26 protein-coding genes are annotated in these 22,821 nt (G+C 61.2%); 15 read left to right on the top strand and 11 right to left on the bottom strand.

From position 1 onward, the window contains the following. Positions 1-97: 97 nt before the first annotated feature. Positions 98-526: an NINE protein gene (locus tag L8K08_RS21325; RefSeq protein WP_145157723.1), complete on the bottom strand. Its 429-nt coding sequence runs from the start codon at positions 524-526 to the stop codon at positions 98-100. 249 nt (positions 527-775) lie between these two features. Here L8K08_RS21325 and L8K08_RS21320 point away from each other — a divergent pair, with 249 nt between their 5' ends. Then, positions 776-1,417 (top strand): C40 family peptidase, encoded by a 642-nt coding sequence (locus L8K08_RS21320; RefSeq protein ID WP_145158570.1) that lies wholly within the window; start codon positions 776-778, stop codon positions 1,415-1,417. Between the two features lie 140 nt (positions 1,418-1,557). Here L8K08_RS21320 and L8K08_RS21315 read toward each other — a convergent pair whose 3' ends face one another. Beyond that, positions 1,558-2,592 carry a type IV pilus twitching motility protein PilT gene (locus L8K08_RS21315; RefSeq protein WP_242199822.1) on the bottom strand — a complete coding sequence of 345 codons (1,035 nt, stop codon included), beginning with the start codon at positions 2,590-2,592 and terminating at the stop codon, positions 1,558-1,560. A gap of 57 nt (positions 2,593-2,649) precedes the next feature. Here L8K08_RS21315 and L8K08_RS21310 point away from each other — a divergent pair, with 57 nt between their 5' ends. The 9 genes from L8K08_RS21310 to L8K08_RS21270 all read left to right on the top strand — a co-directional run bounded on the left by L8K08_RS21310 (position 2,650) and on the right by L8K08_RS21270 (position 9,370). Continuing rightward, on the top strand, positions 2,650-3,336 hold the full coding sequence (locus tag L8K08_RS21310) for a YggS family pyridoxal phosphate-dependent enzyme (RefSeq protein WP_242199821.1): 687 nt from the start codon (positions 2,650-2,652) through the stop codon (positions 3,334-3,336). A gap of 33 nt (positions 3,337-3,369) precedes the next feature. After that, entirely contained in the window at positions 3,370-4,188 is an 819-nt protein-coding gene (gene proC / locus L8K08_RS21305) for a pyrroline-5-carboxylate reductase (protein WP_242199820.1), read from the top strand. A 35-nt stretch (positions 4,189-4,223) separates the two neighbouring features. Beyond that, on the top strand, positions 4,224-4,811 hold the full coding sequence (locus L8K08_RS21300; RefSeq protein WP_145157732.1) for a YggT family protein: 588 nt from the start codon (positions 4,224-4,226) through the stop codon (positions 4,809-4,811). 202 nt (positions 4,812-5,013) lie between these two features. After that, positions 5,014-6,153 (top strand): homoserine O-acetyltransferase, encoded by a 1,140-nt coding sequence (locus L8K08_RS21295; RefSeq protein WP_145157735.1) that lies wholly within the window; start codon positions 5,014-5,016, stop codon positions 6,151-6,153. A 7-nt stretch (positions 6,154-6,160) separates the two neighbouring features. Further along, a complete protein-coding gene (gene metW, locus L8K08_RS21290) occupies positions 6,161-6,781 on the top strand; it encodes a methionine biosynthesis protein MetW (RefSeq protein WP_003213768.1) in 621 nt (206 codons plus the stop codon). Positions 6,782-6,802: 21 nt separating this feature from the next. Beyond that, complete coding sequence (locus L8K08_RS21285) at positions 6,803-7,237, top strand: DUF4426 domain-containing protein (RefSeq protein ID WP_106575685.1); 435 nt, start codon at positions 6,803-6,805, stop codon at positions 7,235-7,237. Next, positions 7,234-7,830 carry an RdgB/HAM1 family non-canonical purine NTP pyrophosphatase gene (rdgB, locus tag L8K08_RS21280; RefSeq protein ID WP_049711104.1) on the top strand — a complete coding sequence of 199 codons (597 nt, stop codon included), beginning with the start codon at positions 7,234-7,236 and terminating at the stop codon, positions 7,828-7,830. Before L8K08_RS21285 ends, rdgB begins: the two co-directional genes overlap by 4 nt. Beyond that, entirely contained in the window at positions 7,827-9,029 is a 1,203-nt protein-coding gene (hemW, locus tag L8K08_RS21275) for a radical SAM family heme chaperone HemW (RefSeq protein WP_242199819.1), read from the top strand. Before rdgB ends, hemW begins: the two co-directional genes overlap by 4 nt. Before the next feature lie 17 nt (positions 9,030-9,046). Continuing rightward, complete coding sequence (locus tag L8K08_RS21270; protein WP_016972961.1) at positions 9,047-9,370, top strand: DUF3392 domain-containing protein; 324 nt, start codon at positions 9,047-9,049, stop codon at positions 9,368-9,370. Between the two features lie 139 nt (positions 9,371-9,509). On the opposite strand, the gene trmB is transcribed toward L8K08_RS21270, so the two are convergent. From trmB to L8K08_RS21250, 4 genes are all read right to left on the bottom strand, one after another. Next, positions 9,510-10,235 (bottom strand): tRNA (guanosine(46)-N7)-methyltransferase TrmB, encoded by a 726-nt coding sequence (gene trmB / locus L8K08_RS21265; RefSeq protein WP_060753471.1) that lies wholly within the window; start codon positions 10,233-10,235, stop codon positions 9,510-9,512. Positions 10,236-10,244: 9 nt separating this feature from the next. Next, positions 10,245-11,039, bottom strand: a complete 795-nt coding sequence (locus L8K08_RS21260) for a thiazole synthase (RefSeq protein WP_017530960.1) — start codon at positions 11,037-11,039, stop codon at positions 10,245-10,247. A gap of 65 nt (positions 11,040-11,104) precedes the next feature. Beyond that, the gene (gene thiS, locus L8K08_RS21255; protein ID WP_015886354.1) at positions 11,105-11,305 is read right to left on the bottom strand and encodes a sulfur carrier protein ThiS; all 201 of its coding nucleotides are present in this window, start codon (positions 11,303-11,305) and stop codon (positions 11,105-11,107) included. A gap of 71 nt (positions 11,306-11,376) precedes the next feature. Beyond that, a complete protein-coding gene (locus L8K08_RS21250) occupies positions 11,377-11,754 on the bottom strand; it encodes a DUF423 domain-containing protein (protein ID WP_106575688.1) in 378 nt (125 codons plus the stop codon). Positions 11,755-11,828: 74 nt separating this feature from the next. Between L8K08_RS21250 and mtgA the strand changes: the two genes are divergently transcribed. Continuing rightward, a complete protein-coding gene (gene mtgA / locus L8K08_RS21245; protein ID WP_145157741.1) occupies positions 11,829-12,551 on the top strand; it encodes a monofunctional biosynthetic peptidoglycan transglycosylase in 723 nt (240 codons plus the stop codon). A gap of 194 nt (positions 12,552-12,745) precedes the next feature. Here mtgA and rpoH read toward each other — a convergent pair whose 3' ends face one another. The 4 genes from rpoH to ftsY form a co-directional block, all read right to left on the bottom strand. Next, entirely contained in the window at positions 12,746-13,600 is an 855-nt protein-coding gene (gene rpoH, locus L8K08_RS21240) for an RNA polymerase sigma factor RpoH (RefSeq protein WP_003176698.1), read from the bottom strand. A 129-nt stretch (positions 13,601-13,729) separates the two neighbouring features. Further along, complete coding sequence (gene ftsX, locus L8K08_RS21235) at positions 13,730-14,752, bottom strand: permease-like cell division protein FtsX (RefSeq protein WP_145157743.1); 1,023 nt, start codon at positions 14,750-14,752, stop codon at positions 13,730-13,732. After that, positions 14,749-15,420, bottom strand: a complete 672-nt coding sequence (ftsE, locus tag L8K08_RS21230) for a cell division ATP-binding protein FtsE (protein WP_003213784.1) — start codon at positions 15,418-15,420, stop codon at positions 14,749-14,751. Before ftsE ends, ftsX begins: the two co-directional genes overlap by 4 nt. After that, positions 15,417-16,847, bottom strand: coding sequence for a signal recognition particle-docking protein FtsY (gene ftsY / locus L8K08_RS21225; protein WP_242199818.1), 1,431 nt, complete (start codon positions 16,845-16,847; stop codon positions 15,417-15,419). Before ftsY ends, ftsE begins: the two co-directional genes overlap by 4 nt. 338 nt (positions 16,848-17,185) lie before the next feature. On the opposite strand from ftsY, the gene L8K08_RS21220 reads away from it, so the two are divergent. The 4 genes from L8K08_RS21220 to L8K08_RS21205 all read left to right on the top strand — a co-directional run bounded on the left by L8K08_RS21220 (position 17,186) and on the right by L8K08_RS21205 (position 21,817). Continuing rightward, positions 17,186-18,541, top strand: a complete 1,356-nt coding sequence (locus tag L8K08_RS21220; RefSeq protein WP_242199817.1) for a pitrilysin family protein — start codon at positions 17,186-17,188, stop codon at positions 18,539-18,541. Next, complete coding sequence (locus L8K08_RS21215; RefSeq protein WP_145157752.1) at positions 18,534-20,024, top strand: pitrilysin family protein; 1,491 nt, start codon at positions 18,534-18,536, stop codon at positions 20,022-20,024. Before L8K08_RS21220 ends, L8K08_RS21215 begins: the two co-directional genes overlap by 8 nt. Continuing rightward, a complete protein-coding gene (gene rsmD / locus L8K08_RS21210) occupies positions 20,024-20,641 on the top strand; it encodes a 16S rRNA (guanine(966)-N(2))-methyltransferase RsmD (RefSeq protein WP_242199815.1) in 618 nt (205 codons plus the stop codon). Before L8K08_RS21215 ends, rsmD begins: the two co-directional genes overlap by 1 nt. Positions 20,642-20,821: 180 nt before the next feature. Beyond that, entirely contained in the window at positions 20,822-21,817 is a 996-nt protein-coding gene (locus L8K08_RS21205; protein WP_242199813.1) for a hydrolase, read from the top strand. Positions 21,818-21,938: 121 nt separating this feature from the next. On the opposite strand, the gene L8K08_RS21200 is transcribed toward L8K08_RS21205, so the two are convergent. Then, a complete protein-coding gene (locus tag L8K08_RS21200) occupies positions 21,939-22,793 on the bottom strand; it encodes a sulfurtransferase (RefSeq protein WP_242199812.1) in 855 nt (284 codons plus the stop codon). Positions 22,794-22,821 lie beyond the last annotated feature (28 nt).

Genomic DNA, 22,821 nt, shown 5'->3' with positions numbered 1-22,821 from the left:
ATGCAGGCACCTCGGTTGTTCAGCCAGACCGAGGTGATGCTATCGCGGGCAAGCCCGGCTCCCACATTGACCGTACTCGCATTGAATCAATGCGCGCTCAGCGTCCGCTGTTGCGCTCGGCATTGCGGATCGAAACCTGCGTATTCAGCGTCCAGAAGTCATACAGCACGCCCACCAGGAACAAACCGCCAGTCAGCAGGTAGATCAGGCCGGTGATCCATTTGCCCTGATACATGCGGTGCAGCCCGAACACGCCCAGGAACGCCAACAGTATCCAGGCCACGTTGTATTCGATCGGCCCGGCAGTAAAACGCAGGTCTGCTTCACGGTCCATGGCGGGGATCAGGAACAAGTCGATCAGCCAGCCAATCCCGAAAAGACCAAAGGTGAAAAACCAGATCGTCCCGGTCACCGGCTTGCCGTAATAGAAGCGGTGCGCCCCGGTAAAACCGAAAATCCACAGCAGGTAACCGATCACCTTGCTGTGGGTGTCCTGCTGCATCACATCCTGTCGATAGGTGTTCATGGAGTACCTCTTTTGCCTCGATAGATAAATTTTTTCATTTTCTTTGTGACTTTTTTACGGGCGCCCGACACACGGCAAATGGTATCTTCCCTCCCGCAAAGCCTTATGCCACCTGACCTCTGCAGGACGATAGCGGCAATTCGTCGCGCTTTTCCTGAATTTGACCCCAGGGTTCAGTCGACAAACGGCCTAAGAACGACACAAAAAGCTGTTATAAAGTTGCGCGCAAACCTAAAAGAGCCACGCCTAATGCGACCATTTTTCAAGACATGGCTAACCATCTGCCTATTAATGCCACTGGCCGCCCACGCCACCAATCGTGAGCAACGTCTTCCTAACGTTAACGGTTTCACCCCTAAAGTTCACAGCACACCAGGCACCGCCAAATCGGTAAAGCTGACCGTCAACCGCCCGACTCAACTGAGCAAGGCCCACCACGGTAAAGTAACGCCCGGCCTGATGGCAGTTAACACCAAACAAAGCAGCAACGTCCTCAGCCGCGCGGTTAATGTGCTCGGTACTCCTTATCGTTGGGGCGGCAGCAGCCCAAGTAAAGGGTTCGACTGCAGTGGTTTGGTAAAATATGCGTTTAATGACGTCAAAGCGGTGGATTTGCCACGCACCTCCAACGCCATGGCCGCCGGTCACGGGCTGAAGGTTGATCGTAAAGACCTGAAACCGGGCGACTTGTTGTTCTTCAAACTGAAGAGCCGCCAGGTCAACCACGTTGCCATCTACCTGGGCAACGACCGCTTTATCCACGCACCGCGTCGTGGCAAGTCGGTCAGCATCGACACGTTGAAAAAGCCGTTCTGGGACAAGAACTACGTGATTGCCAAACGGGTTCTGCCGAAAGAGCAGAACAACAACCTGCGGGTTGTGCAGCGCTGATTTCAGTCTGATATGCGGTAACCAATGTGGGAGCGGGCTTGCTCGCGAATGCGTTAGATCAGTCAACTAAGAGGGTGACTGACACTGCGCATTCGCGAGCAAGCCCGCTCCCACATTTGATTTTCATTGCCCGCAAGACCTCAGATGTCCCCAGGCACCCTCGCCTGCCCCCGCGCATCTTCCCGGCTGATCAGCCCCTCGCTGACCAACGCCTTCAAGCTCATGTCCAACGTTTTCATCCCTAGCGCGCCACCTGTCTGGATCGCCGAGACCATCTGCGCCACTTTGTCTTCACGGATCAGGTTACGAATAGCCGGTGTACCCAGCATGATCTCGTGAGCCGCCACCCGCCCACCGCCAATCTTCTTGACCAGCACTTGCGACACCACCGCCTGCAACGACTCCGACAGCATCGAGCGCACCATGGGCTTTTCCGCTGCCGGGAACACGTCCACCAGCCGGTCCACGCTCTTTGCGGCCGAGGTGGTGTGCAAGGTGCCAAATACCAGGTGCCCGGTCTCAGCCGCCGTCAGCGCCAGGCGGATGGTTTCAAGGTCGCGCAACTCGCCCACCAGAATCACATCCGGGTCTTCACGCAGCGCCGAGCGCAGCGCCGCCGAAAAGCTGTGGGTATCGCGGTGCACCTGACGCTGGTTGATCAAGGCCATTTTCGGCCTGTGGATAAATTCGATGGGGTCTTCGAGGGTGAGGATGTGCTGGCGCCGATGCCCGTTGAGGTAGTCGATCATCGCCGCCAACGTGGTGGATTTGCCCGACCCGGTCGGCCCGGTGACCAGCACCAGGCCGCGCGGCAGTTGCGCGATACGCTGGAACACCGCCCCCAGCCCGAGGCGTTCAAGGCTCTGCACCTCGGCGGGAATGGTGCGAAACACCGCCCCCATGCCGCGATCCTGTTGAAATACATTCACCCGGAACCGCGCCACGCTCGGCAGTTCGAAGGCAAAATCGGTTTCAAGAGATGTTTCGAAATCCTTTTGTTGGTAGCGGTTGAGCAAAGGGCTCAATAACTCCGCAACTTGCGGGGGCGTGAGCACCGGGCCCTCCAGCGGCCAGACCTCGCCATCAACACGCAGCATCGGTGCCAGGCCGGCCGACAAATGCAGGTCGGAGGCGCCACGGCGCACGCTGGCCGTCAGCAATTCAGTGATATCCATAGGGCTTTCCATTTCCAGTAGAATGCCGCGGACTCCATATCCACGGGTGCATCTTGAATGTCGACGATAGCAGACAACATTGGCCTGGTTAGCGAGCGGATCCGTGCCGCGGCCCACGCCGTGCAACGTGACGAAAACAGCATCCACCTGCTGGCCGTGAGCAAGACCAAACCCGCGCAAGCCGTGCGCGAAGCCTACGCCGCCGGGATGCACGATTTTGGCGAGAACTACCTGCAGGAAGCCTTGGGCAAACAGGCGCAATTAACCGACCTGCCCTTGAGTTGGCACTTCATTGGCCCCATTCAATCGAACAAGACTCGTGCGATCGCCGAGAACTTCGCTTGGGTACATTCCGTGGACCGCTTGAAAATCGCTCAACGCCTGTCCGAACAACGCCCGGCCGACCTGCCGCCGCTGAACATCTGCATTCAGGTCAACGTCAGTGGCGAAGCCAGCAAATCCGGCTCTACGCCCGCCGACTTGCCGGCCCTGGCCCATGCGATCAGCGCCTTGCCGCGCCTGAAACTGCGCGGCTTGATGGCGATTCCCGAGCCGACTGAAGATCGCGCCGCGCAAGATGCGGCGTTCGCAGCGGTGAGAGACCTGCAAGCCAGCCTGAATCTGCCGCTGGACACACTTTCCATGGGCATGAGCCACGACCTCGAGTCGGCCATCGCCCAAGGCGCCACCTGGGTGCGGATCGGTACCGCCCTGTTTGGCGCTCGCGACTACGGCCAGCCGTGAAATGGCTGACTTTCCTCTGAATAAGGACCTGTCATGAGCAACACGCGTATTGCCTTTATCGGCGCCGGTAACATGGCGGCCAGCCTGATCGGCGGCCTGCGGGCCAAGGGCCTGCAAGCCCAGCAGATCCGCGCCAGCGACCCGGGCGCCGACACCCGCGCCCGCGTCAGCAGCGAGCACGGCATTGAAACCTTTGCCGATAACGCCGAGGCCATCCAGGGCGTCGACGTGATCGTGCTGGCGGTGAAACCGCAGGCCATGAAGGCCGTGTGCGAAAGCCTGCGCCCGAGCCTGCAGCCACACCAACTGGTGGTCTCCATCGCCGCCGGCATCACCTGCGCCAGCATGAACAACTGGCTCGGTGAACAGCCAATCGTGCGCTGCATGCCCAACACCCCGGCGCTGCTGCGCAAGGGCGTGAGCGGCCTGTACGCCACCGCCGAGGTGACGGCCGAGCAACGCGATCAGGCGCAAGAACTGTTGTCCGCCGTCGGCATCGCCGTGTGGCTGGAGCAAGAGCAGCAACTGGACGCGGTCACCGCCGTGTCCGGCAGCGGCCCGGCGTACTTCTTTCTGTTGATCGAAGCCATGACCGCCGCCGGCGTGAAGCTGGGCCTGCCCCACGAAGTGGCTGAGCAACTGGCTGAGCAAACCGCGCTGGGCGCCGCGAACATGGCCGTCGACAGCGACGTGGACGCCGCCGAACTGCGCCGCCGCGTAACGTCGCCGGGTGGCACCACGCAAGCGGCCATTGAATCGTTCCAGGCCGGTGGCTTTGAAGCCCTGGTGGAAAAAGCCCTGGGTGCTGCGGCACATCGTTCGGCCGAGATGGCCGAGCAACTGGGCAAATAGTCGTCCCCTGCAACTGGACCCGATAGGAAACAAACATGCTCGGAATCAATGACGCTGCCATTTTCATCATCCAGACCTTGGGCAGCCTGTACCTGCTGATCGTGCTGATGCGCTTTATCCTGCAACTGGTGCGGGCGAACTTCTACAACCCGCTCTGCCAGTTCGTGGTGAAAGCCACCCAACCGCTGCTCAAACCGCTGCGCCGCGTGATCCCAAGCCTGTTCGGCCTGGACATGTCGTCGCTGGTGCTGGCGCTGCTGCTGCAGATTTTGCTGTTTATGGTGATCCTGATGCTCAACGGCTATCAGGCCTTCACCCCGCTGCTGTTGCCATGGGGCCTGATCGGTATCTTCTCGCTGTTTTTGAAGATCATCTTCTGGTCGATGATCATCAGCGTGATCCTCTCGTGGGTCGCACCCGGCAGCCGTAGCCCTGGCGCGGAGCTGGTGGCCCAGATCACCGAGCCGGTGCTGGCGCCGTTCCGTCGGTTGATCCCGAACCTGGGCGGCCTGGATATCTCGCCGATCTTCGCGTTTATCGCGATCCAGCTGCTGCAAAGCTGGGTGATCCCGCGCCTGGCCTACTACGCGTTCATGCCTAAAGAACTGTTCGGCCTGATTTGAAACGCGGATAAGTGTGGGAGCGGGCTTGCTCGCGAATGCAGTCGATCAGTCGATATTTTCGCTGACTGACACACCGTATTCGCAAGCAAGCCCGCTCCCACATTTTGTATCCGCGTACTGACTTGACTCCGTGCAGGCCTTTGCTTGCCGCTGGGTGCAGCGGTCTTTAGACTTACGCCTCATTTAAACGAGAGCAGGGTCGATGCCAGCTGCCTTCCCCCCCGATTCTGTTGGACTGGTCGTGCCCCAAGTGGCGCACTTCAGCGAACCGCTGGCCCTGGCCTGCGGCCGTTCGCTGCCGGCCTATGACCTGATCTACGAAACCTACGGCCAACTGAACGCCACGGCGAGCAACGCCGTGCTGATCTGCCACGCCCTGTCCGGCCATCATCACGCCGCCGGTTTCCACAGTGCCGACGAGCGCAAGCCCGGCTGGTGGGACAGCTGCATCGGCCCCGGCAAGCCCATCGATACCAACAAATTCTTTGTGGTGAGCCTGAACAACCTCGGCGGCTGCAACGGTTCCACCGGCCCAAGCAGCCTCAACCCGGAAACCGGCAAGCCGTTCGGCGCGGATTTCCCGGTGCTGACCGTGGAAGACTGGGTGCACAGCCAGGCGCGCCTGGCTGACCTGCTGGGCATCGGCCAATGGGCCGCGGTGATCGGCGGCAGCCTGGGCGGCATGCAAGCGCTGCAATGGACCATCACCTACCCGGACCGCGTGCGCCATTGCCTGGCCATCGCCTCGGCGCCGAAACTGTCGGCGCAGAACATCGCCTTCAACGAAGTGGCACGCCAGGCCATCCTCACCGACCCCGAGTTCCACGGCGGTTCGTTCCAGGAAGCAGGCGTGATCCCCAAGCGTGGCTTGATGCTCGCGCGGATGGTCGGGCACATCACTTACCTGTCCGATGACTCCATGGGCGAAAAATTCGGCCGTGGCCTCAAGAGCGAAAAGCTCAACTACGACTTCCACAGCGTCGAGTTCCAGGTCGAAAGTTACCTGCGCTATCAGGGCGAAGAGTTTTCCGGGCGTTTCGACGCCAACACTTACCTGCTGATGACCAAGGCGCTGGACTACTTCGACCCGGCCGCCAACTTCAACGACGACCTGGCGAAAACCTTTGAGGGCGCCACCGCCAAGTTCTGCGTGATGTCGTTCACCACCGACTGGCGTTTCTCGCCGGCCCGCTCCCGTGAGCTGGTGGACGCGCTGATGGCCGCCAAGAAAGATGTCTGCTACCTGGAGATCGATGCTCCGCAAGGCCATGACGCCTTCCTGATTCCGATCCCGCGCTACCTGCAGGCTTTCAGCAATTACATGAACCGCATAACTCTGTGAGAACGCCATGAGAGCCGACCTGGAAATCATCCAAGACTGGATCCCCGCCGGCAGCCGCGTGCTCGACCTCGGTTGCGGTGATGGCGAACTGCTGAGCTGGCTGCGCGACAACAAGCAAGTCACCGGCTACGGCCTGGAAAATGACCCGGACAACATTGCCCAGTGCGTGGCCAAGGGCATCAACGTGATCGAGCAGGACCTGGACAAGGGCCTGGGCAACTTTGCCAGCAACAGCTTCGACATCGTGGTGATGACCCAGGCTCTGCAAGCCGTGCACTACCCGGACCGCATTCTCGACGAAATGCTGCGTGTGGGCCGCCAGTGCATCATCACCTTTCCCAACTTCGGCCACTGGCGCTGCCGCTGGTACCTGGCCACCAAGGGCCGGATGCCGGTGTCGGACTTCCTGCCGTACACGTGGTACAACACCCCGAACATCCACTTCTGCACCTTCGAAGACTTCGAAGCCTTGTGCGGAGAGCGTGAGGCCAAAGTCATCAACCGCCTTGCCGTCGATCAACAGCATCGCCACGGCTGGGCGAGTAAGCTATGGCCCAATCTGTTGGGCGAAATCGGGATCTACCGCGTCAGCAGTCCTGGCCTCACAGACCATCAAATTGCCGTCTAACCATTTTCAAGGAGGACGAACATGAGTCGTTTGGCTGTATTTCTACTCACCGCGTGCCTGGGCGTCAGCGCTATGGCGGCGGATGCCATCGATGGTAATCGCCAGAAAGAATTCGGCGATATCACGGTGCATTACAACACCCTGACCACAAGCTTCCTGACGCCGGAAATGGCTCAGGAAGCCGGGATCGTACGCAGCAAAGAGCTGGGCATGATCAATGTGTTTGTGAACAAGGGCGTCGAACCGATCGACGCAACCGTCACCGGCACGATCAAAGACCTGGGCGGCAAGAGCGAGATGCTCACGTTCAAGAAAATCATCCAGAACGGCTCCACGCTGTACGTTGCCCAGTACGCGGTGCCACAGCAGGAAACCAAGATTTTCACCATCAATGTTGAAACCGGCGGCAAAGCCCACGGCTTCCAATTCAACCAAGAACTGTTTCCGGCCGACTGATGAACCTCACACAACTCGTACTGGCCAGCCATAACGCCGGCAAACTCAAAGAACTCCAGGCGATGCTCGGTGATTCCGTGCAACTGCGCTCGATCGGCGAGTTCAGCCAGGTCGAGCCGGAAGAAACCGGCCTGTCGTTTGTCGAAAATGCGATCCTCAAAGCCCGCAACGCCGCGCGTATCTCCGGCTTGCCGGCGTTGGCGGATGATTCGGGCCTGGCGGTGGACTTCCTGGGCGGAGCACCTGGCATTTACTCGGCGCGGTATGCCGACGGCAAGGGCGACGCGGCCAACAACGCCAAGTTGCTGGACGCCCTCAAGGATGTGCCGGACGCGATGCGCGGTGCGCAGTTCGTCTGTGTGCTGGCGCTGGTGCGGCATGCCGATGACCCGCTGCCGATCCTCTGCGAAGGCCTGTGGCACGGGCGCATCCTGCATGCGGCCAGTGGCGAGCACGGGTTTGGCTACGATCCGCTGTTCTGGGTGCCGGAGCGTAATGTTTCCAGCGCCGAACTGAGCCCGGCCGACAAGAACCAGATCAGCCACCGCGCCCGCGCAATGGATTTGCTGCGCCAACGCCTGAGCCTGAAATGACCCAGAACACCTCCGCGCAGCCGCTGATCCACGGCGGCGCGCAAACGCCTCGGGCGGCCCTGCCGCACCTGCCGCCCTTGGCGCTGTACATCCACATTCCGTGGTGTGTGCGCAAATGCCCGTATTGCGACTTCAACTCCCACACCGCCAGCAAGGTGCTGCCGGAAGAAGAGTATGTAGACGCGTTGCTGGCTGACCTTGATCAAGACCTGCACGCGGTTTACGGCCGTGAACTCAGCTCGATCTTCTTCGGTGGCGGCACGCCCAGCCTGTTCAGCGCCGCTGCGCTGGGCCGTTTGCTCAAGGGCGTGGAAGCACGCATCCCGTTTGCCGGCGACATCGAAATCACCCTGGAAGCCAACCCCGGGACCTTCGAGCAAGAGAAGTTCGTGGCCTACCGCGCGCTGGGCATCAATCGCCTGTCCATCGGCATCCAGAGTTTCCAGCAGGAGAAGCTCGAAGCCCTGGGCCGCATTCACAACGGTGACGAAGCCGTGCGCGCCGCCGGCATGGCGCGCCAGGCCGGGTTTGATAACTTCAACCTGGACCTGATGCATGGCTTGCCCGATCAAACCCTGGACGACGCCCTGAGCGACTTGCGCCAGGCTATCGCCCTCAAGCCGACGCACTTGTCGTGGTACCAGCTGACCCTGGAACCCAACACCGTGTTCTGGAACCAGCCGCCCGTGCTGCCGGAAGACGACACGCTGTGGGACATTCAGGAGGCCGGTCAGGCGCTGCTGGCCGAACACGGTTACGCGCAATATGAAGTCTCGGCGTATGCCCAACCGGGCCGCCCGGCGCGGCACAATCTGAATTACTGGAGCTTTGGCGATTTTATCGGCATCGGCGCCGGCGCCCATGGCAAGCTCAGCCACCCGGACGGGCGCATCGTGCGCACCTGGAAGACGCGAGCACCCAAGGACTACCTCAACCCGGCCAAAAGCTTTCAGGCCGGGGCGAAAGAACTGACCCATGAAGAGCTTCCATTCGAGTTCCTCATGAACGCGCTGCGGCTCACCGAAGGCGTCGACGCCAGGCTCTACGCCGAGCGCACCGGCCTTGATCTGGCGAGCCTTGACGAGGGCCGCCGTGAGGCAGAACAAAGTGGCTTAATGCAGGTCGAACCGTCACGCCTGGCGGCGACTGACCGCGGGCAACTCTTTCTCAATGACCTGTTGCAGAAGTTTTTGAGCTGACGCTCTAAGGAATTCGAATGGATTTGGTACTCGACCTGCTCGCCACCGTATCCCGCTGGAGCCGTAGCAACCTGTCGGAAATCTCTCTGGCTCTTGTCGGCTGCTTGCTGGTGTTGTTCGGCGCCGATATCAAAGGCTGGGTCGAGGCCCGCCTGGGCAGTATCGCGGGCGCATTGCGCGTCCCCTTGATGGCGCTGGTGTGCATGATCGGCAGCGGTGCGGCGTTGATCTACGCCACGCCATGGATTGTGCGGGGGTTGAGCCAGTTCAATAACTACAGCCTGGCACCGGTGCTGGTGGTGGTGCTGGTGTTGATTGGGGTTGTGGCAGACCGTCGCTGAACCCGAAGCCAACACAAAACCAAATGTGGGAGCTGGCTTGCCTGCGATGCACACACCTCGGTGTATCAGTGATACCCAGGTGATGCTATCGCAGGCAAGCCAGCTCCCACATTGGATTGCATTTCAGATGTGCAGCTAATTAAGCCAGCTTCTCGAACTTCAAATCCCAAACCCCATGCCCCAACCGCTCGCCGCGGCGTTCGAACTTGGTGATCGGACGCTCAGCCGGGCGTGGCACGCATTTGCCGTCTTCGGCCAGGTTGCGATAGCCAGGGGCGACGTTCATCACTTCCAGCATGTACTCGGCGTACGGTTCCCAGTCGGTCGCCATGTGCAGGATGCCACCGACCTTAAGCTTGCTGCGCACCAGCTCCGCGAACGAAGCTTGCACGATGCGACGCTTGTGGTGACGGGCTTTGTGCCACGGGTCCGGAAAGAACAGCATCAGGCGATCGAGGCTGTTGTCGGCGATGCAGCGGTTGAGCACTTCAATCGCGTCGCAGTCGTAGACTCGCAGGTTGGTCAGGCCTTGGGTCAGCACGCCGTTGAGCAACGCGCCGACACCCGGACGGTGTACTTCCACACCGATGAAGTCCTGCTCCGGCGAGGCCGCCGCCATTTCCAGCAGGGAGTGACCCATGCCGAAACCGATTTCCAGGGAACGCGGGGCCGAACGGCCAAACACCTGGTCGTAGTCCACTGGCGCGTCGGCCAATGGCAGGACGAACAGCGGCGTGCCCTGCTCCAGGCCCTTTTGCTGGCCTTCGGTCATACGGCCCGCGCGCATCACAAAGCTCTTGATGCGGCGGTGCTTGGACTCGTCGCCCTCTTCCACGGTGTTCGGCGTTTCGTTTGATTCAGTCATCAATAGCTCTTACTTGATCAGACCATCCAGCGGCGAAGAGGCGCTGGCATAGAGTTTTTTCGGCATACGGCCGGCGAGGTAGGCCAGGCGGCCCGCGACGATCGCATGGTTCATGGCTTGCGCCATCATGATCGGCTGCTGGGCATGCGCGATGGCCGAGTTCATCAGCACCGCATCGCAACCCAGCTCCATGGCAATGGTGGCGTCGGAGGCCGTGCCTACGCCCGCGTCCACCAGCACCGGAATCTTGGCTTCTTCGAGGATGATCTGCAGGTTGTACGGGTTGCAGATACCCAGGCCGGAACCGATCAGACCGGCCAGCGGCATCACCGCAATGCAGCCGATTTCTGCCAGCTGGCGGGCAATGATCGGGTCATCGCTGGTGTAAACCATCACGTCGAAGCCTTCCTTGACCAGCGTTTCGGCGGCCTTCAGGGTTTCGATCACGTTGGGGAACAGGGTCTTCTGGTCGGCCAGTACTTCCAGCTTCACCAGGTTGTGGCCGTCGAGCAGCTCGCGAGCCAGGCGGCACGTGCGCACTGCTTCAATCGCGTCGTAGCACCCGGCGGTGTTCGGCAAGAAGGTGTAGCGGTCCGGCGACAGCACTTCGAGCAGGTTCGGCTCGCCCTCGATCTGCCCGAGGTTGGTGCGGCGCACGGCGAAGGTAACGATCTCGGCGCCCGAGGCTTCAATGGCCAGGCGGGTTTCTTCCATGTCGCGGTACTTGCCGGTGCCGACCAGCAGGCGGGACTGGTAGGTACGACCGGCCAGAACGAAGGGCTTGTCGCTACGAACGATGCTCATGGGAAATCCTCGAGGTGGGATGAGGTTCTGCAGAATGCGGGTTGGCGCGCTGGCGCGCCGGGCGACTAGCCGCCGCCGATGGCATGGACCACTTCGACCTGATCACCTTCGGTGAGCGCGGTCTCGGCGTGCAGGCTACGCGGGACGATATCCAGGTTGAGCTCCACTGCGACGCGACGCCCGGTCAAGTCCAGACGGGTCAGCAGGGCCGCAACGGTTTCACCGTCGGGCAGTTCAAAGGATTCGCCATTCAACTGAATGCGCATGCCACGGGCCGCCATCGTTTTTAGGGGCCAGCATTCTAGCCCGATTGGCGTTGTCGGCCCAAGCCCCTCGGTCAGATGACCTGCAGGCGCCATGCGGTCAGGCCAAGAAAGAACCAGCCCAACAGGAATGCCAGCCCGCCAAACGGCGTAATGATGCCGAGTTTGCTGATACCGGTCAGGGTCAGCGCATACAAGCTGCCGGAAAACAGCAGGATACCGACGGTAAACGAGATGCCCGCCCAGCTGACCAGCCGGCCAGGAATGTGCGCGGCCAGCAGCGCCACGCCGAACAGCGCCAGGGCGTGCACCAGTTGGTACGTCACGCCGGTATGGAAGATCGCCAGGTACTCGGCGCTCAAGCGGTTTTTCAGGGCATGAGCCGCAAAAGCACCGAGGGCAACGCCGGTGAAGCCGAAAAAGGCAGCCAGCATCAGAAAGCTACGCAGCATGAGGAACTCCAGTCAGACTCAAAGGGCCGGGTCTGTATAATGGCCCGCTCAACGGGTTCGGCCAAGCCATCTCTATGCTGCGTCTCCTCTTCAAGCGTTTTCTCAAAGTCGTGAAATGGTTTGCCATCGGCAGTGTGCTGCTGGTGTTGCTGTTTCGTGTCGTGCCGCCACCGTTCACCGCATTGATGGTGGAGCGCAAAGTCGAGTCCTGGGTCGACGGCGAGCCGATTGACCTGCAACGCACGTGGGTGGCGTGGGACGAGATCTCCGACGACCTTAAAGTGGCGGTGATGGCCGGTGAAGACCAGCGCTTCCCGCAGCATTGGGGCTTCGACTTTGACGCGATTCAAGCGGCGCTGCTGCACAACGAACGCGGCGGCTCGATTCGCGGCGCCAGCACGCTGAGCCAGCAGGTGTCGAAAAACCTGTTTCTGTGGACCGGCCGCAGCTATTTGCGCAAAGGCCTGGAGGCCTGGTTTACCGCGCTGACTGAGGTGCTGTGGCCCAAGCAGCGAATTCTTGAGGTGTACCTCAACAGCGTCGAATGGGATGAAGGTGTGTTTGGCGCCGAAGCGGCAGCTCGGCATCACTTTGGCGTGAGCGCCAAGGGGCTTTCCCGCCAGCAGGCCAGTTACTTGGCGGCGGTGTTGCCCAACCCTCGGGTGTGGAGCGCCAGTCATCCAACCGCCTACGTGGCGCGACGGGCGGCGTGGATTCGCCAGCAGATGAGCCAGTTGGGTGGCGATAGTTATCTGGTCGAACTGAACAATTCGCGCAAGGCACCCTGGGCTGACTGACACAACACAGCCCCCTGTGGGAGCTGGCTTGCCTGCGATAGCGAAATGTCAGTTTGCAGAGAGGCTGGCTGAAAAGGCCTCATCGCAGGCAAACCAGCTCCCACAGAGAACCGCGCTGGATATCGGATTTTTCGACTTCAAACAAAAATGCCCCGATCTCTCGATCGGGGCATTTTTTTGCCTTTTCGCAGCGTTTAGGCGGCGATGGACAGTTTCAGCTTGTTCATCGCGCTTTTCTCAAGCTGACGAATCCGCTCGGCCGACACATTGTACTTCTGCGCCAGGTCGTGCAGCGTGGCTTTTTCTTCTGCCAGCCAGCGCTGGTAGAGGATGTCACGGCTACGGTCGTCCAACACTTCCAGCGCTTCGTGCAGGTTGTGGTTGGAATTGTCGCTCCAGTCGGCATCTTCCAGTTGACGCGCCGGGTCATACCGGTGGTCTTCCAGGTAGTTGGCCGGCGACTGGAAGGCGCTGTCGTCGTCCGCTTCGGCGGCCGGGTCGAACGCCATGTCATGGCCGGTCAAGCGGCTTTCCATCTCGCGCACTTCACGGGGCTCCACACCGAGGCTTTCGGCCACACGGTGGACTTCTTCGTTGTTCAGCCATGCCAGGCGTTTCTTCTGGCTGCGCAGGTTGAAGAACAGTTTGCGCTGAGCCTTGGTGGTCGCGACTTTCACGATGCGCCAGTTGCGCAGGATGAACTCGTGAATTTCCGCCTTGATCCAGTGCACAGCAAACGACACCAGACGCACACCCATTTCCGGGTTGAAGCGCTTCACAGCTTTCATCAGGCCAACGTTGCCTTCCTGAATCAGGTCAGCCTGGGCCAGACCGTAGCCGCTATAGCTACGGGCGATATGTACGACAAAACGCAGGTGGGCGAGCACCATCTGCCGAGCCGCCCCCAAATCCTGCTCATAGTAGAGACTCTCGGCCAGTTCACGCTCCTGCTCGGGCGTCAGCAAAGGAATGCTGTTGACCGTGTGCACATAGGCCTCCAGGTTCGCACCCGGGACCAGAGCATAAGCAGGTTGCAAAGAAGTGGTCATACGAAAAAACCTCCGACTCACATAACTCGTGCAGTTCAGCACTGCGAAAATTGACCGGGAACCGTAGGACAAGTTCCCTAAACCACTGATACGGTCAATACAAACGAAACCACATTAATCTGACATTAACTACTTCGGCGCCAGCTCACGTAAGTGACGAGCGACCGCAATCCACGCACCGATATACCCCAACAATACCGCGCCAAGCAAGAGTGACAGGCCATCGGCGACCGGCACGCCGGCCAGGGCAAAATCGCTGCCGTACAAGCCGGCAAGCCCGACTACCGCGTCGTTCAGCCAGTCAAGGCCAAAAGCCAGCACGCCCCAGGACAAAATCCCGGCACCAAAGCCATAAAGCGCGCCCATGTACAGAAAAGGACGACGCACATAGCTGTCCGTGCCGCCGACCAGTTTAATCACTTCTATCTCGGTGCGACGGTTTTCAATATGAAGACGAATGGTATTACCTATCACCAAAAGTAATGCAGACACCAACAACACCGTCAGGCCGAACACAAAGCGGTCACCCAGCTTGAGGATCGCGGCAAGGCGCTCTACCCAGACTAGATCAAGTTGCGCCTGTTGTACCTTCGGCATCTCTGCGAGTTTTTGCCGCAAGGCCTCCAGCGCCGGCTTGTCGACTTCATTAGGCGTTACCAGCACCACGCCCGGCAGCGGGTTTTGCGGCAACTCTTTAAGCGCCTCACCCAGGCCGGATTGCTGCTGGAACTCCTCAAGCGCCTGGTCGCGGCTGATGTACTCGGCGTCCGCCACACCTGGCAGGTTCTTGATGTCATCGCGCAAGTTCTCGCCGTCTTTGGCGCTGGCGTCGAGGTTCAGGTACAGCGAAATCTGCGCCGCACGCTGCCAGGAACCACCCAGGCGCTCGACATTATTAAGCAGCAGCGACAAACCCATCGGCAGGCTCAGTGCCACGGCCATCACCAAGCAGGTGAAAAAGCTGCCGATGGGCTGCTTGCCCAGGCGGCGCAGGCTGTCGAGCAGGCTGGCGCGATGGCTTTCGATCCAGGCGCGCAGCAGCGTGCTGAAATCCGGGCCATCGTCTTCGTCGCGTTTTTTCTTCTGCGGCTGCGGGTCGGCGGCTTTAGGCGCCACACGCTCGGACACTTTAGGGCTGCGTGTTGCACTCATACGCCGGCCTCCCCATCGCCGATCAGACGGCCGCGTTGCAGGGTCAGCATGCGGTGGCGCATGCGCGCGATCAGCGCCAGGTCGTGACTGGCGATCAGCACGCTGGTGCCCAGGCGATTGATATCTTCGAATACACCCATGATCTCGGCCGCCAGGCGCGGGTCGAGGTTACCGGTAGGTTCGTCCGCCAACAGCAAGGCCGGGCGGTGAACAATGGCGCGGGCGATGCCGACGCGCTGTTGCTGGCCGGTGGACAGGTCGCCCGGATACAGGTCGGTCTTGTCCGACAGCGCCACGCGCTCCAGGGCCGAGTCCACCCGCTTGACGATCTCGGCCTTGGACAGCCCGAGAATCTGCAACGGCAGCGCAATGTTGTTGAACACGGTGCGATCAAACAGCAACTGGTGATTCTGGAACACCACGCCAATCTGACGGCGCAGGAACGGAATCTGTGCATTGCTGATGGTGGCCAGATCCTGGCCCGCCAGCAGCAACTTGCCGGTGGTCGGGCGCTCCATGGCCAGCAGCAGTCGCAGCAGCGTACTTTTGCCCGCGCCCGAATGACCGGTTACAAACAAGAATTCGCCGCGACGCACTCGAAAGCTCAGCTCATGCAAGCCCACATGCCCGTTGGCGTAGCGTTTACCGACCTGTTCGAATCGAATCATGAACGCTCCCGCTCGGCGAAAAGTGCCTGTACAAAGGGTTCGGCTTCAAAGGTGCGCAGGTCGTCGATGCCTTCACCGACGCCGATGTAACGAATCGGCAACCCGAACTGTTTGGCCAGGGCGAAGATCACGCCGCCCTTGGCCGTGCCGTCGAGCTTAGTCAATGCCAGGCCGGTGAGTTGCACCGTCTGGTTGAATTGTTTGGCCTGGCTGATGGCGTTCTGGCCGGTGCCGGCGTCAAGCACCAGCAACACTTCGTGCGGCGCATCGGCATCGAGCTTGCTGATGACGCGGCGGACCTTTTTCAACTCTTCCATCAAGTTGTCTTTGGTGTGCAGACGACCGGCGGTATCGGCAATCAATACGTCGATGTTACGGGCCTTGGCGGCTTGCACGGCATCGAAGATGACGGACGCGGAGTCGGCGCCGGTGTGCTGGGCGATGACCGGAATCTTGTTGCGCTCACCCCAAACCTGCAGCTGCTCCACGGCGGCGGCGCGGAAGGTGTCGCCAGCGGCGAGCATGACTTTCTTGCCTTCCGACTGCAGCTTCTTGGCCAACTTGCCGATGGTAGTGGTTTTGCCGGCGCCGTTGACACCGACCACCAGAATCACGAACGGCTTGTTCGGCGTGATCACCAGCGGCGCTTCCACGGGTTTGAGCATCGCAGCCAGCTCAGCCTGCAGCGATTTGTAGAGCGCGTCTGCGTCGGTCAGCTGTTTGCGCGCAACCTTCTGGGTCAGGCTCTGGATGATCACCGCAGTGGCTTCGACGCCCACGTCGGCGGTCAACAGGCGGGTTTCGATATCTTCCAGCAACTCGTCATCAATGACCTTCTTGCCCAGGAACAGGCTGGCCATGCCTTCGCCGATGCTCGCGCTGGTTTTGCTCAGACCCTGCTTGAGGCGGGCAAAGAAGCCGGTTTTGCTGGTTTCAGCGGCAGGGGCGACCGGCTCCGGTGCAACGGGTGGCTCGATCACGGCAGGCGCGGCAACGACGACAGGAGCTGGCGCTGGCTCAAACACTGCCGGCGCAGGCGTTTGGATGACGGCTGGCGCCTCGACCACAACGGCCACCGGCTCGACGACGACCGGAATCGGCGGCGTCACGTGCTCAGCCTGCACATCCTCGACCAGTGCCACAGGCTCCTCGGCAACCGGCAGCTCAAGCCACGGCTTGTGTTCAGGCTCGGGTTCCGGCACATCCTCAACCACCGGCTGCAACACCGGCTCGGCCATCGGCAACACCACCGGCGCCGGGATTTCAGCGACCGGTTCGGCGTCAACTATAGGTTCGGGAATCGGCTCAGGCTGAACCTGTGGCTGTTCGACGACGGTTTCCTGCGGCTTTTTGCGCAGCCATCCGAACAGGCCTTTTTTCTCGCCAGCCGCAGCTGGGCTCTTCTTGTCGTCGTTGGAACCAAACATGGAGGACGGCTATCTCAAAGTAGCGATGCGCCAGGGCGCCTCGGTAAATAAATTCGATGCAGAACAGACTGCTTTAACGCTCGCTTGTTCATGCGCAACATTCTGCAAGGCGTAAATAAAGGCCTCAACAAATCGTTTCAATAAAGGACTGAAGCGATAAAATCGGCGAAAAGTGGAAGATCATCGGGGAAAACCACCCTCTATTCCAACATTTCTACGACTGGATCCGGGACAAGATGGCCGCCGCAGTGGCCGTCCCTAAATCGGATCAGTATCCTAGCACCTCCTCGCCCGCCGACGCTAAGACCAAGCGGGCAGCCCAACAGGTTTAAAAACGAATGAATGCTCTAGCCCGCCGCGCTGCAGGCCTGCTGCTCAGCACAGTTTGTCTGCCCCTTTCAGCCTTGGCTGCCGACCCACAACCCACCCACGAATTCACCCTGGATAACGGCCTCAAAGTGGTCGTGCGCGAAGATCATCGCGCGCCGGTGGTGGTTTCACAGGTTTGGTACAAGGTTGGTTCGAGCTACGAAACACCCGGCCAGACCGGGTTGTCCCACGCCCTGGAACACATGATGTTCAAGGGCAGCGCCAAGGTCGGCCCCGGCGAAGCCTCGCTGATCCTGCGCGACCTGGGCGCCGAAGAAAACGCCTTCACCAGCGACGACTACACCGCCTACTACCAAGTGCTGGCCCGTGATCGCCTGGGCGTCGCCTTCGAGCTGGAAGCCGACCGCATGGCCAGCCTGCGCCTGCCGGCCGACGAGTTCAGCCGCGAGATCGAGGTGATCAAGGAAGAACGCCGCCTGCGCACCGACGATAACCCGATGTCCAAGGCCTACGAGCGCTTCAAGGCCATGGCCTACCCGGCCAGCGGCTACCACACGCCGACCATCGGCTGGATGGCGGACCTGGAACGCATGAAAGTCGAAGAGCTGCGTCACTGGTACCAATCCTGGTATGTGCCGAACAACGCCACGCTGGTAGTGGTCGGTGATGTGACCCCGGATGAGGTCAAGAACCTTGCCCAGCGTTATTTCGGCCCTATCCCCAAGCGTGACGTGCCACCCGCGAAAATCCCGCTGGAACTCGCCGAACCCGGCGAACGCCTGCTGACGATGCACGTGCAGACCCAACTGCCGAGCGTGATCCTTGGTTTCAACGTGCCGGGCCTGGCCACCGCTGAAGACAAACGCTCGGTACAAGCCCTGCGCCTGCTCTCGGCCCTGCTCGACGGCGGCTACAGCGCGCGTATCTCGGAGCAACTGGAGCGTGGTGAAGAGTTGGTGTCCGCCGCCTCGACCAGCTACGACGCCTACACCCGGGGTGACAGCCTGTTCACCCTGACGGCCACGCCGAACCAGCAGAAGAAAAAGACCATTGCCCAAGCCGAAGCCGGCCTGTGGCGCCTGCTGGACGAGTTGAAAGCCAAGCCGCCGACCAGCGAAGAACTGGAGCGTATCCGCGCTCAAGTGATTGCAGGCGTGGTTTACCAGCGTGACTCCATCACCAGCCAGGCAACGGCTATCGGCTCCCTGGAAACCGTCGGCCTGTCCTGGAAACTGATGGACACCGAACTGGCCGACCTGCAAAGCGTGACGCCGGAAGATATCCAGAAAGCCGCACGGACTTATTTCACCCGCGAGCGTTTGAGCGTCGCCCATGTTTTGCCTGAGGAGACCGCTCATGAGTGATCGTAAAAGCAGCCGCCTGATTTTTCCTGGCCTGGTCGTCGTCACCCTGATCGCCGCCAGTGCCGTGTACTTCCTGCGCCCAAGCGAATCCGTCGCCAGCCAGGCCCTGGATAAAGCTGAATCGGCCAACAAACTGCAATCGCTGGCGGAACTGGATGGCAAGGCGCCGACCAACCGCAAGCTCGACGTGCAAACCTGGACCACCGCTGAAGGCGCCAAGGTGCTGTTCGTCGAAGCCCACGAATTACCGATGTTCGACATGCGCATCCTGTTCGCCGCCGGCAGCAGCCAGGACGGCGACACGCCCGGCCTGGCACTGCTGACCAATGCGATGCTCAACGAAGGTGTACCGGGCAAGGATGTCAGCCAGATCGCCAGCGGCTTTGAAGGCCTGGGCGCCGACTTCGGCAATGGTGCTTACCGCGACATGGCGCTGGTTTCGCTGCGCAGCCTGAGCGACAGCGACAAGCGCGACGCGGCCCTGGCGCTGTTCGACGATGTGATCGGCAAGCCGACCTTTCCTGCCGATTCCCTGGCGCGGATCAAAAACCAGATCCTCGCAGGCTTTGAATACCAGAAGCAGAACCCGGCCAAGCTGGCCAGCCTTGAGCTGTTCAAGCGCCTGTACGGTGACCATCCCTACGCCCACCCAAGCGAAGGCACGCCCGACAGCATTGCGAAGATTAACCTCGCGCAATTGCAGGCGTTCCACGCCAAGGCGTATGCGGCGGGCAATGCGGTGATTGCAGTGGTCGGTGACCTGACCCGTGCCGAGGCCGAAGCCATGACGGCCAAGGTCTCCGCGTCGTTGCCTAAAGGCCCGGCCCTGGCGAAGATCGCCCAGCCGAGCGAACCGCAAGCCGGCCTGAGCCATATCGAATTCCCGTCCAAGCAGACCCACCTGCTGTTCGCGCAATTGGGCATCGACCGCGCCGATCCGGACTACGCAGCCTTGTCGCTGGGCAACCAGATTCTGGGCGGCGGTGGTTTCGGCACCCGCTTGATGAGCGAAGTGCGTGAAAAGCGCGGCCTGACCTACGGTGTGTACTCCGGCTTCTCGCCGATGCAGGTGCGCGGCCCATTCATGATCAACCTGCAGACCCGCGCCGAAATGAGCGGCGGCACATTACGCCTGGTTGAAGACGTGCTGGCCGACTACCTCAAGACCGGCCCGACGCAAAAGGAACTGGACGACGCCAAGCGTGAGCTGGCCGGCAGCTTCCCGCTATCCACCGCGAGCAACGCCGATATCGTCGGACAGCTGGGCGCCATGGGTTTCTACAACCTGCCGCTGAGCTATCTTGAGGATTTCATGAAACAATCCCAGGCCCTGACCGTAGAGCAGGTCAAGGCTGCAATGAATAAACACTTGAGCGCCGACAAGATGGTCATCGTGACCGCCGGCCCGACGATTGCGCAAAAGCCACTACCGCCCCCCACTGATAAACCTGCCGAGCAGCCGCTCGGGGTTCCGGAGCATTAATGGCCAGTTCATCTCGCCCAAAAAAACCCGTCCACAACGTGCATAACGGTGTGGGCCAACTGCGCATCATTGGCGGTGAATGGGGCAGCCGCAAGCTGAGCTTCCCCGACGTCGTAGGCCTGCGCCCGACGCCGGATCGCGTGCGTGAAACCCTGTTCAACTGGCTTGCGCCGTACATCGGCGGCGCCAAGGTGCTGGACCCGTTCGCCGGCAGCGGCGCGCTGTTCCTGGAGGCGCTGTCCCGTGGCGCGGCCCAGGGCCAGGCGCTGGATGCCAGCAATGTGGCGGTGTCCAGCCTCAAGGAACACCTGGGCACCCTGCGTTGCACCACCGGCCAGGTCCAGACCGCCGACGCGCTGCGCTACCTGGAAACCCAGGCGGCGACTGAATATGACGTGGTGTTTCTCGACCCGCCGTTCAATCAGAACCTGTTGCCGACCGTGTGTGCATTGCTGGAAGAGCGTCAGTGGCTGGCGGCGGATGCGTGGATCTACACTGAAAGTGAAACCGCGCCGTCTACCCTCGGCCTGCCGGGCGCCTGGCGCCTGCACCGCGAGCAGAAGTCCGGCCGGGTGTATTACGCGTTGTGGCACCGCCTGGTCGAAAACGCCGCCTGATGTGTGGCGATCGGGCTTGCCCCGCGTTGGGCTGCGAAGCGGCCCCAAAACAGTCACCGCATTCACTCTGTCGGATCGCGGTGACTGAGCCGGGGCTGCTGCGCAGCCCAACGCAGGGCAAGCCTGCTCGCCACGTGAAGCCTCGCTTGCCACAACAAGACTGCTCGCACAGAGATGTCCATGACCCCTTCCGTCGACCTGTTCAAACCCGCTTTCGGCCTCGGCAACCCACACCTGCAAACGCTGTGGGGGCCGTTGTGGCGTCCCACCACGCATATCGAACGCCAACGCGAACGCTTGTGGCTGGACGACGGCGACTTCCTCGACCTTGACTGGCACGGCCCCCATGACGCGCAAGCGCCATTGGTGCTGGTGCTGCACGGGCTGACCGGCTCGTCCAACTCGCCCTACGTGGCCGGCTTGCAAAAAGTCCTCGCCGCCCAGGGCTGGGCAAGCGCAGCGTTGAACTGGCGCGGGTGCTCGGGTGAGCCCAACCTGCTGGCGCGCAGTTACCACTCGGGCGCCAGCGAAGACCTGGCAGCAGCGATTGCGCATCTGCGCGCCAAGCGACCGTTGGCGCCGCTGTATGCCGTGGGTTATTCGCTGGGCGGCAATGTGCTGCTCAAGCACTTGGGCGAAACCGGCGAAGCGTCGGGGCTGCATGGCGCGGCCGCGGTGTCGGTGCCGTTTCGCCTGGATCAGTGTGCGGATCGCATCGGGCTGGGCTTTTCGCGGGTGTATCAGAAGCACTTTATGCGCGAGATGCTGGCGTATATCCGCGTCAAGCAACGGCGCTTTTTACAGGATGGCCAAGCTGACGGGCTGAAAACCCTCGAGGCACTGGGCTCGCTGGAGAAGATGCGCACGTTTTGGGACTTCGACGGGCGGGTGACCGCGCCGCTGCACGGTTTCCTCAGCGCCGAGGACTATTACCGTCGCGCGTCGAGCCGGTATTACTTGGGTGACATTCGCACACCCACTCTGATCATCCACGCCGCCGATGACCCGTTTGTGTTCGCCCACAGCCTGCCGGAGGCCAGCGAACTGTCGGACTGCACCGAGTTTGAGCTGCTGGCCAAGGGTGGGCATGTGGGGTTTGTCGATGGTTCTCTCAGGCGCCCGAGCTACTACCTCGAACGCCGAATCCCGCAATGGCTACTGACACAACGCGGTTAAAAAATGTGGGAGCGGGCTTGCTCGCGAAGGCGGTGTATCAGTCACAAATCTATCGACTGACACTCTGCATTCGCGAGCAAGCCCGCTCCCACATTTTGATTGGGTTTGCAGGGCTGGCGGCTTAGTCGCCGGTTGCGATTTGCCGCGCCGGATCGGTAATCCACTCGCTCCACGACCCCGCATACAGCTTGCCCAGCGGGTAACCCGCCAGGCTCAGGGCGAACAGGTTATGGCACGCGGTCACACCCGAACCGCAATACGCCACCAACTCTTCCGGCGAACGGCCCTTCAACTGCGCAGCGAAACGCTGCTTGAGCTGCTCAGCTGGCAGGAAGCGACCGTCACTGCCCAGGTTTTCGCTGAACGCCGCACATTGGGCGCCCGGAATGTGCCCGGCAATCGGGTCGATAGGCTCCACGTCACCGCGAAAACGCGCTTGGGCGCGGGCATCGATCAAGGTCATGCCCGGTTCGCCCAAGCGTTTTTGCAGGTGCTCGGCGTCCAGCACGAGGTGATTGTCCGGGGTGCCGGCAAACGTCCCCGGCTCAACCACGGGCGCGTCCAGGCTCAGCGGGAAGCCGGCCGCGTGCCAGGCCTTGAGGCCTGCGTCCAGAATAAACACGCCGTCGCGTTTGCCCAGCCAGGCCAGCAGCCACCACGCGCGGGCGGCATAGGCGCCGGGGCCGTCGTCATACAGCACGATGTCCGTGTCGGCATTGATGCCCCAGGCCCGCAGTTGCGCGGCCAAGGTGTCCGCCGCCGGCAACGGATGACGCCCGGTCACGCCCTTTGTCACCGCACCGCTGAGGTGGCGCTCCAGGTCGGCATATTGCGCACCTTCGATATGCCCTTCGGCGTAGCTGCAAAGCCCGTAGTCCGGGTCTTCCAGGGCAAAGCGGCAATCCAGGATCACCAGCCCGGCCGCCTTCTGGCGCTCGGCGAGTTGCTGGGGGCTGATCAGTTGGGCAAGCGGCATGACGGACTCCTGTGAACAGATTCGGGAA

The organism is Pseudomonas sp. TREG-RG-20F-10-E-6-01, from assembly GCF_022662455.1.
Classification (GTDB): domain Bacteria; phylum Pseudomonadota; class Gammaproteobacteria; order Pseudomonadales; family Pseudomonadaceae; genus Aquipseudomonas.
Note: the sequence above shows the minus strand (reverse complement) of the source record. Positions and strands in the feature narration are given on the sequence as shown.